Annotated in this window: 9 protein-coding genes; 5 read left to right on the top strand and 4 right to left on the bottom strand. The window is 56.9% G+C overall.

Annotated elements, in window-relative coordinates:
* Positions 1 to 7: 7 nt before the first annotated feature.
* Positions 8 to 874, bottom strand: a complete 867-nt coding sequence (locus tag D3872_RS20325) for a tyrosine-type recombinase/integrase (protein ID WP_119812522.1) — start codon at positions 872 to 874, stop codon at positions 8 to 10.
* 183 nt (positions 875 to 1,057) lie between these two features.
* Between D3872_RS20325 and D3872_RS27660 the strand changes: the two genes are divergently transcribed.
* The 5 genes from D3872_RS27660 to D3872_RS20350 all read left to right on the top strand — a co-directional run bounded on the left by D3872_RS27660 (position 1,058) and on the right by D3872_RS20350 (position 5,016).
* A complete protein-coding gene (locus D3872_RS27660; protein ID WP_119812523.1) occupies positions 1,058 to 1,276 on the top strand; it encodes a DUF7661 family protein in 219 nt (72 codons plus the stop codon).
* Between the two features lie 301 nt (positions 1,277 to 1,577).
* The gene (tnpC, locus tag D3872_RS20335; RefSeq protein ID WP_119811618.1) at positions 1,578 to 2,990 is read left to right on the top strand and encodes an IS66 family transposase; all 1,413 of its coding nucleotides are present in this window, start codon (positions 1,578 to 1,580) and stop codon (positions 2,988 to 2,990) included.
* 32 nt (positions 2,991 to 3,022) lie between these two features.
* Positions 3,023 to 3,283: a hypothetical protein gene (locus D3872_RS20340; protein WP_119808949.1), complete on the top strand. Its 261-nt coding sequence runs from the start codon at positions 3,023 to 3,025 to the stop codon at positions 3,281 to 3,283.
* Entirely contained in the window at positions 3,267 to 4,055 is a 789-nt protein-coding gene (locus tag D3872_RS20345; RefSeq protein WP_147373946.1) for a hypothetical protein, read from the top strand. The genes D3872_RS20340 and D3872_RS20345 overlap by 17 nt, the downstream gene beginning before the upstream one ends.
* A gap of 193 nt (positions 4,056 to 4,248) precedes the next feature.
* Positions 4,249 to 5,016 (top strand): tyrosine-type recombinase/integrase, encoded by a 768-nt coding sequence (locus D3872_RS20350; RefSeq protein ID WP_119812525.1) that lies wholly within the window; start codon positions 4,249 to 4,251, stop codon positions 5,014 to 5,016.
* A gap of 132 nt (positions 5,017 to 5,148) precedes the next feature.
* Here the strand turns inward: D3872_RS20350 and D3872_RS20355 are convergent, their stop codons facing one another.
* The 3 genes from D3872_RS20355 to D3872_RS20365 form a co-directional block, all read right to left on the bottom strand.
* Positions 5,149 to 5,661 carry a hypothetical protein gene (locus D3872_RS20355; protein ID WP_119812532.1) on the bottom strand — a complete coding sequence of 171 codons (513 nt, stop codon included), beginning with the start codon at positions 5,659 to 5,661 and terminating at the stop codon, positions 5,149 to 5,151.
* Positions 5,662 to 5,941: 280 nt separating this feature from the next.
* The gene (locus D3872_RS20360) at positions 5,942 to 7,297 is read right to left on the bottom strand and encodes an IS4 family transposase (protein ID WP_441295136.1); all 1,356 of its coding nucleotides are present in this window, start codon (positions 7,295 to 7,297) and stop codon (positions 5,942 to 5,944) included.
* A 238-nt stretch (positions 7,298 to 7,535) separates the two neighbouring features.
* Positions 7,536 to 9,107 carry a hypothetical protein gene (locus D3872_RS20365; protein WP_147373947.1) on the bottom strand — a complete coding sequence of 524 codons (1,572 nt, stop codon included), beginning with the start codon at positions 9,105 to 9,107 and terminating at the stop codon, positions 7,536 to 7,538.
* Positions 9,108 to 9,465 lie beyond the last annotated feature (358 nt).

Consider the following 9,465-nt stretch of genomic DNA (forward strand, 5'->3'; position numbering starts at 1 on the left):
CGCCTCCCTATGCCGGCTGCAAGGTGTCGAGCGGGCTGATCACTTCGCGCAATAGATCGGTGGCGACTTGGGCGTACAGCGCGGTCGTGTCGAGCCGCTTGTGGCCGAGCAGGGTCTGGATCACCCTGATGTCGACCTTCTGCTCCAGCAGATGGGTGGCGAAGCTGTGGCGCAAGATGTGCATGGACACATGCTTGTCGATGCGCGCCAGGTCGGCGGCGGCGTGGATGGCGCGGTTCAGCTGCCGTACGCCGAGTGGGTCGACGGGATTCTGTCCGGGGAACAACCATCCGCCGTGCAGGATCTTGCCTTCGGCGCGCGCCGTCCTCCACCAGGCACGCAGGCAGTCGAGCAGCGCCGGTGACAGCATGGCGTAGCGGTCCTTGTGCCCTTTGCCTTGTTCCACGCGCAAGACCATGCGCCCGCTGTCGACATCGGTCACCTTGAGCCCGACCACTTCGCTCGCTCGCAGGCCGGCGCCGTAGGCGACCGACAATGCCGCCCGGTACTTGGGACTGCACGCCGAGGCGATCAGGCGCGCGGCTTCGTCCCGACTGAGCACTTGGGGGAGCTTGCGGGGAACCGGTACGGGATGCATCCTGGCCATTAGTTCGGGATGGTGGACGGTGACTTCGAAAAAAAACTTCAATCCGGTGATCGTCACGTTCAAGGCGCTCGACGTAAAGCCTTGTTCGACCAGATGCAATTGGAACAAGCGCAGATCCTCGCTCGTGGCCGTGTCGGGCGGGCGGCCCAGGAAGGCGGCCAGCCGCCGCACGTGCAGCAGGTAGGCCGATTGGGTCTTGGGTGCGAGCTTGCGCATCCGCATGTCGTCGATCATGCGTTGGCGCAGCGGGGTGATGGCTTGAGTCATGATGCTGCTCCTGTTGGAATGAGGCCGATTGCCTCATTAACCAACATAGGGAACAGTTTAGAATTGCATAAGAAACCCCTGTCGACGACGACTCGCCGGCAGCGCCGAAGTCCAACTACCGCGCGAGCGGTTTAGTCCCTCGGCCAGGAGCGGTCTGACGAATTCACGCTTGATGGAGCTCGCATGAAGGAATTGAGGTTTAATGTTTTTGGAACACTCATCGCTGTAACCGGCGCTTCAGGGGCATGGCGTGCCTTTCACCTTGGCTCCGAGGGAAAGCGTAGGCCAGCCGACTTCATTGTGCCGGATGACGTCGCAGAGCATGAGCTATGCGAATACCTGGCTGACCTATTCCACGAGCACGCGACGCCTCGAAATAACACGGCAACTCAAATATCTTGATGTCCATGTTCGGCCAATAGCAGACACCGAATCCTGTCATGCGCAGAACGTCTATAGGTTTTACTTTAAGTTGTAAGTCTAAGCCGGTGGCTTAAATTTAATGGAGATTGTCGAAATGCCCGTCGAGTTCTTCTCTACACCGTCTGAGGTTCGCGTCAGGCAGTCCTTCGTTTCCCCGACAGTATATCTCGATCACTGGGCGATTCGGCTGTTCAGTGATGACTTGGTTGTAACTATTCAGCCTGAATGAACACGGCAATGAGCAGTTGTAAACTATTGGCTATTGCCGCATCATGTCGGCATGCCACCGAAACCGCCTCGTCCCGACCTCACGCAGCTGTCCGATACCGACAAGGATCGTCTCATCGACGTGCTCTTTGCACGCATGGATGCGCTTGAGGCAAAGCTGGGAATGAACAGCCAGAATTCGAGCAAGCCACCATCCTCGGATGGACTGGCCAAGAAGCAGAAGACTAGCTCGTTGCGCGGCAAGTCTGGCAAGGCGGTTGGCGGCCAACCGGGCCATAAAGGCAGTACACTCAAGCGGGTGGCCGAGCCCACCAGTACGAAGGATTATCCGCCGCCGTCGCATTGCAACCGCTGCCACAGTGCGCTGGCGCTCGAACAGGCGCAGGTGCTGGAGCGCCGCCAGGTATTCGATGTGCCTGCGATGAGCTTCGAGGTGGTGGAACACCGTGTCTACACGGTGGTCTGCGCCTGCGGTCAGCGGCACGACAGCGTATTCCCGGCTGCGGTCGGCGACCTTGCGCAATACGGCCCGAACGTGCGCGCACTGGGCGTGCATCTGACCCAGGGCCAGATGCTGCCATATGCCCGCGCCGCCGAGTTGATTGGCGAGATGACGGGCTTGTCTGTGTCGCCAGCAACCCTGCTTGCCTGGGTTGGCGAAGCGAGCCTGGCCCTGCAGGGTACAGCCGACCTGATAGCGCGGCAATTGCACCACGCGCCAGTGCTGTGCGCCGACGAATCGGGCTTGCGCGTGGATGGCAAACTGCACTGGATGCATGTGGCGGCCACGGCGGAACTGACCTGGTATGGCATGCACGCAAAGCGCGGCCTGGATGCCATCGTCGCGCATGGCATTCTCCCCAAACGCATCGGCGTTCTGGTGCATGATTGCTGGGCCCCTTACTGGAAACTCGACGATGGCCTGCATGCCTTGTGCAATGCCCATCTCCTTCGAGAACTGGTGTATGCGCAGGAAGTGACTGGCCAGCAATGGCCGACCGCCATGACGGAACTGCTGCTCAACGCCCAACGACTGAGCGCGGCGGCGCGACAGCAGGGCCGGCCATTTGATGCCGATGCCATCGCCGCCTTCACCATCGTCTACAACGACATCGTGCGCCAAGGGGAGCAATTGAACCCTCCCCAACTCAAACCAGACGGATCATCCGGTCGCTGCAAGCAATCCGACGCCTATAACTTGCTGCGCCGCTTCCGGCTGCACGCCGATGCTATCTTGCGCTTCATCGCCGATCCGACCGTCCCGTTCTCCAACAATATTGCCGAGCGGGCCGTCCGCATGCCCAAGGTCAAACAAAAAATATCGGGATGCTTCCGCACCATTGCCGGCGCCGACAATTTCTGCATCATTCGCTCCTGCCTCGACACGCTACGCAAACAGGGGCACAGCATGCTGGAAGTGCTACGCCGCGCATTTACTGGCGATCCGATCATGCCAGCTGCGTAGCGGCCGAACAGTTAACAATCGCATTCAATACCATGGCCCCGAAGCGCAAACTGACCGTCGCCCAGAAGAGGGAGAAGGCACAGTTCATGACTATCTTCATCAACGGAAAACAAAGGCGGGTACGTCGTCCGGTCCTGATCGATGGCCTGGATCCCGATGAGTTCTACTTGCGAAATGCCGATTCGATCGCGCTGCATCAAGACGGCCTGTGGGAATGCATAGCTGAGGCCGAACAAGGCGACATCGCGTTCACCGATGCGGATGACGCGGATTGCTTTGGCCATTCAGGCTGAACAGTTACACTTGGTTTTACAAGATCACCTAGTAAATGCAATGCGAGATAAAGGTGGGACGCTGCTTCTCTCAAATATTTCACTCGGTGAGTTTGCAGGGCCGAGCGATCCTCAACATGCCATCGCCGCTGAGGCCTTTATTGAACGCCTCTTACCCAATATCTACCTTACAGACTTTGCTTTTGACAAGATTCTTGAAAGGGAACATAAAGAGCCCGACAACGTGACTCGCTTCTGGCCGTCTGCGGATTTGCCGCAACTGAAGTTACTCGCCGAACGCACGCAAAACCCGAACCTTGGAGTCACAATGCAAGGCTTCATCAGAATGTCTTATCAGAACCGCGTTGCTATGATAGCGGCGATGAACGAAGTTGTTCAGCAAATCGTAGGTGGAATCAAGGACGCCAGGGCTGATCCGTCTTACATATCCAAAGCTAAGTCGGTCACGCCAGATGGCTCGCGTCCTCGTACGCTTAACATTCTAAGTGAGCTAACGCGCGGTTTTTACCTGGATCTCGCCGCCCCAATTCGTGAAAACGATATTGTCGATATGCTGCATGCAATTATGCCAATTAACTGCTGCGACTACGTTCTTCTGGATGGTGCTTGGGCAGAGCGTGTGGAGAAAATGAAGCATCGAATTGAAAAATTTGGTGCGCCCATGCGGATAGCAAAATGCTTTTCAAAACGAAACCAAGGCGTACACGCATTCCTCAGCGACCTCGAGGAATTTGATCAACACAACTTGGTGAGCCCGGCAGTACCATATTGAGCGCTAACAGTCCGACGAAATGGCTCGGGCTGTCTAATGTCCGCTTTGGGGCGATGGACTAAACCGCTCGCGCGGTAGTTGAACTTCGGCGCTGCCGGCGAGTCGTCGTCGACAGGGGTTTCTTATGCAATTCTAAACTGTTCCCTATGTTGGTTAATGAGGCAATCGGCCTCATTCCAACAGGAGCAGCATCATGACTCAAGCCATCACCCCGCTGCGCCAACGCATGATCGACGACATGCGGATGCGCAAGCTCGCACCCAAGACCCAATCGGCCTACCTGCTGCACGTGCGGCGGCTGGCCGCCTTCCTGGGCCGCCCGCCCGACACGGCCACGAGCGAGGATCTGCGCTTGTTCCAATTGCATCTGGTCGAACAAGGCTTTACGTCGAGCGCCTTGAACGTGACGATCACCGGATTGAAGTTTTTTTTCGAAGTCACCGTCCACCATCCCGAACTAATGGCCAGGATGCATCCCGTACCGGTTCCCCGCAAGCTCCCCCAAGTGCTCAGTCGGGACGAAGCCGCGCGCCTGATCGCCTCGGCGTGCAGTCCCAAGTACCGGGCGGCATTGTCGGTCGCCTACGGCGCCGGCCTGCGAGCGAGCGAAGTGGTCGGGCTCAAGGTGACCGATGTCGACAGCGGGCGCATGGTCTTGCGCGTGGAACAAGGCAAGGGACACAAGGACCGCTACGCCATGCTGTCACCGGCGCTGCTCGACTGCCTGCGTGCCTGGTGGAGGACGGCGCGCGCCGAAGGCAAGATCCTGCACGGCGGATGGTTGTTTCCCGGACAGAATCCCGTCGACCCGCTCGGCGTACGACAGCTGAACCGCGCCATCCACGCCGCCGCCGACCTGGCGCGCATCGACAAGCATGTGTCCATGCACATCTTGCGCCACAGCTTCGCCACCCATCTGCTGGAGCAGAAGGTCGACATCAGGGTGATCCAGACCCTGTAACTAAACTTCCCGCGGTTTCCTCCTTCGGGGCTTGCCCAACGCCGGCCGGGAACGCTTGCGCGCATCAATTCAGGTCTGTGGAAACGGCCGACATCGGACAACCCTTAACGAGAGCGGACTTCCTCGCAAGATCTAAGGTGTCTTTTCTTCGGAACCGAGAGTCGACCAGGATACGCTGGCATGTGTTCCGGTTCCCTTGGCAAGTTTCCTTCGCTCAATGAAGCGACCTTCAAAGTTGAAATCCTGATCGATCTTAATTACGAGTAGCTTGTTGAAATTTCCCGACCGCTTGACGTGAACTGTTCCCCCATCCTTTTCCGGCGAGATGGTTTTCACTTCAATGAAGTCGTTGCCCAGTTTGCCGTCGGATCCTTGCGTATGCGGACGGTGCCGCTGAATGCCGTACTTCACCTCTGCGTACAACTCGCCGATCTCACCCCATATTTGTAAATAGCGACCCGTCATTGCGTAGTAATCCGCGGCGTTGCGTACTAACTCTTCAAAAAGGATCGCCAATTCTGGATCGACTTGAGGGTACTCGTTTCTGATATCTTGTTTGTATAGCTGGCCGTTTATCCAGTCCCAACTAACCCATTCGCCATCGCCATAGATCCCTTCTCCGACGCCCATTGGTAGGCCAGTCATCGCACACCGAATCATTGAGATTCCTTTTTTAGTAGACACGACTGTAAAGGGAGAGGTTCATGTGGAAGATCTCTACAGCATGATATTGGACTGCCCCGGCCCTTGCCAAACGACTACTTCTGGGCGCCTCAGCCATTCGGAAGCATAGCACCGTGCCGGGCTGGAAAAGTCACAGACGGTCACGTCCGGCTGAAATCGACCAGTTGCAGACGCCGGCCACATCGAACACGCGATCAGGTACTGAAACCAATACGCTTAGTGTCATATCGTTATACATAAGTCAGCCGAGTCCTTCGCGCAGCGCGCGTAGCGTTTCGGCGGCGGTCATGACTTGATCCAGTCCGCGCCAAATCGTCTTTACTCCCGGTTCGCCGTCACTCTTGCGACCGAGGAAGCCTCCCACCTGCGCGACAAGCCGGACGATTTCGTTGAGCGTGGGTGGAGCGGTCGGCATCTTCTTTTTTGTTAGCAGGTAAGCGCCCCGGATCTCGTCCGGATCGAAGAACAGCGCGGCATCGAGGTCGGGGCAGGTTCGGCCCAACCGCATCAGATTGGTGATACGCCAGGCAACAACCATAAAGAGTGCGAGCGCGCGTTCAATCCGATCGATCGCCGACAGTTGCAATGCCTCTACCTCGCAACCATTTTTGAGGACATTGAAATAGATCTCGATTTCCCAGCGTGCCCGGTACCATTCGATCAGCTCGATAGCTTGCTCAACTGTCGATGCCTGGCGGTTGGTCAGCAAGCGCCATTCGACGGGCTTGACGCCTTTGGGCGCGCCGATCTCGCGCGCCACGATGCAGGTTGCGGTAATGCGTCCACCTTTGCCATCCGATATCTCGACTGCGCGGGACCAGACTTGCTGGCGAACGGTACGCGCTTTCTGTTCGTCACGGGGACCCATCTTGAAGGTAATTTCTCCAACTGCCTCGCCCTTGGTCGTATAGGCCCACAACTTGTCGTCGCCGCCGTCGGGCAAGCAGCGATTGTGTTTGGCACGCACCAACCAATCGACAGGCGTTCCCAAGTCACGCGCGCGACGCATCATCGCTACCATGTCGGCTTCCCGGTCGGCCACGTACACCAACCGCGTGTCCGGCATCTCGGGCGCCATCTCCGCGAGGCGTTCATAGCCTTCGGGCCAGCGTGCGCTCTCACTTTGCCCAGGACGGACCCCGTCCGCACCGCGTTGCTCTCGCGCCCACATATAGGCATCGAGCACTCCCAACGGTTCGCGTTCCGGCGTGACCGCATAGGTCGGATGAAGATACATGCCGCGCCGCGCTTCGTAGTTCAGCGGGCCAAGACCTTCGGTTTCCTGTCCGTTGAAATCAAGCTCGGTCGTGTCCTGAATACAGAGCACCACGCGATGCGCGCTCATGCGCTCCTGCGTCCGCGTCCAGTGCGGGGCAAGAATGCCCTCCCACGTGACATCGTCGTTGCCGAGGAACCGATAGGCCGCGCACGTCTCATTCCAGCTATCGCACGCCTGCGGGATGCTGGCCGTCGGCTTTGCCGAAAGTCGTTCCATCATTATTCTTGCCCTCTTGTCGAGGCGGGCATCCCCAAGGGCCAGTCCTGCAAACTCGTGATCCGTCCAGCGCTGCGCTACCTTGGTCAATGCGTCACCCAAAATGAAAGAGTAAACGCGATCTCGCCAAAGTTTACAAGACCCATCTGCAACTCATTGAAAGTTAACGATATTTCTAGCTAAGCTGGGAGCGGCTTCCGACTTGTGTATAACGATATGGCTTAGTGTGACGCCTGCCCACTAAGCGATCAGCTCGCCCGTGCTGCCCCTCAAGTTGTCGAGCGCTTCTATGTGTGAGAACCTGACTTATTACTGCAGCGTGAAAACGCGACCGCGCATGCTACAACTGATGAGCGTAGTTTGCCCGCTCCATGATGGCGCGGACAAAATCGCGGTTCTCCTGGGTCGGTTCCTTATCGCGAAGCCATCGGATTTCTAACCCAATATACAAAGCCCAATTAATCCCTTTGTCGAAGGCGTTTTCTTTACGGTTTTTCGCCGCTAATTCAACGAACTGATTGACCAGATCGTATTGGAAGCGACCTGCTTTGTACTTCGCCAGGTCAAACGCTGTTTCGTAGTACGGATAAGCGGCCTCGAATTGTTCTCGGCGGTAGTGGTAGATGCCACGCAACCAAGGGACGAACCAGCACAACACCTCTTGCAACCCCATCTGCACGAGCGACTGCTCGAAAGCATCAATCTCGTCTAACCTAGTCGTAGCTTTGCGCCTGAGTTGAAATCCTTCAGCAAGTAGCTCAGCAAAACCTTCTGGTGGGACAAACGCTTGTTGCCGTGTGATTCTGTCCACATTAGCGTGCACTGCAAACCCGCCGAACTTATTGGTTAGTTCAGCGAGGAGTTCGGGCGAAAAGGGCGCTTGCGGCTCTTCTTGAAGTAAGCCCACTAGCGTCGCGGCGACCTGCGTGAGTTTGCCGCGCACAAAGCGTTCGTGGTGGGCGCATGCACGAAGCCAAATACCTACAGCCTGAGCAGCAGACGTCTGCCTTAGCATGATCGGAGCAAGCTGTCTCAAGAACTCCTGTACTTCATCTTCTAACAGTTCCGTCAACTGCTGGATCTGCGCGCACACATCCTTTAGGTAAGCTGCGTCGTACGTATCCAAAATCTGCTTCGCAACAAAGGTCGCGACCCGCGCGCATACCAAAGCGGTCAACACGCTTTGTTGGAGGGTTGGATCAACCGGACGCTCGTGTGCGTCTTGCGCAGCGAAAGATTCTTTGAAATTGGCCAATAGGGCCGGCAGTGACGGCGTCGCCTTTCCTCGTGCCCAGTTGACCGCATTGTCCAGGTTCTGCTGCTGTGCAGGTGACACAACATCCCCCAGCTTACCCGGACAGTGAAACTGTTTTTGTGATAGCCCAGAGGCTGTGTATGCCCAACGCATGACCTTGGCCAATGGCATTGTCACCTTATTGCCAGCCTCAAAAGTAGGCAGGTACCAAAACGTGTCGTCGTGCCATACACCTGGACCGTCACCTAATCCGCAGAGCAGCCTGCAGCGCTTCAGCGCTAATACCAGCACTGGCACGGCCTTAATGGACATGTAATACCGGAATGAGTCACGTCGGCTTAAATACGTCCCTTCGGTCTGAATCAACTCAGCATAGGCCGATTCCAAGTCGTCGAGAACCGTGCCGATCGCTTCAACGTACCCCGGCATGGGCACATACTGACCCAGCAACTGGCGCAAGGTATCGACGGCTTTTTGGTAATACTCGATGAGATTACCCTCTTCAGACGCGAGTCGCCCCAACTGTCTCTGCAGCGTTTTCTTGTCTTTTTCGTCGAAGTCCTCAGCACGTGCTTCTTTGCGTGGCAGTACACCGAAGGCGAGATACAACTGCTTGAGCACTTCGCCGTGCGTCGCAAAACCAATCGTCGATGTCATCATTACTCCAAGGTCCCCCAGGCAGCGCCTGAAGGACCGCATGCGATCAGCCAGAACGGCGATTTGGGTTAAGTTGGCCGCCTCGATTACCGTGCACATGGTCATACGCCTTGTTCGTACCTGGCGTGCCGCGATTCGGATTAGCTTGGTCAGCCTTGTAATTTCGGTCTACGCGCTGGCCTGCGGTAGGGGACGCACTGTGATCTTTTGATTTACTCATGAAGCTCTCCTGAGGTAGTGGAAGAACCTTTATCATAAGGATCAATTGACGCGCGTTGAATTGGAATTTTGGCGACGACATCTTTCCGGACACCGACCTCCTGCTCCAGAACTGGATAACCGGTATTGGCCGATGGAC

This window comes from Massilia cavernae (assembly GCF_003590855.1).
GTDB lineage: Bacteria > Pseudomonadota > Gammaproteobacteria > Burkholderiales > Burkholderiaceae_D > Telluria_A > Telluria_A cavernae.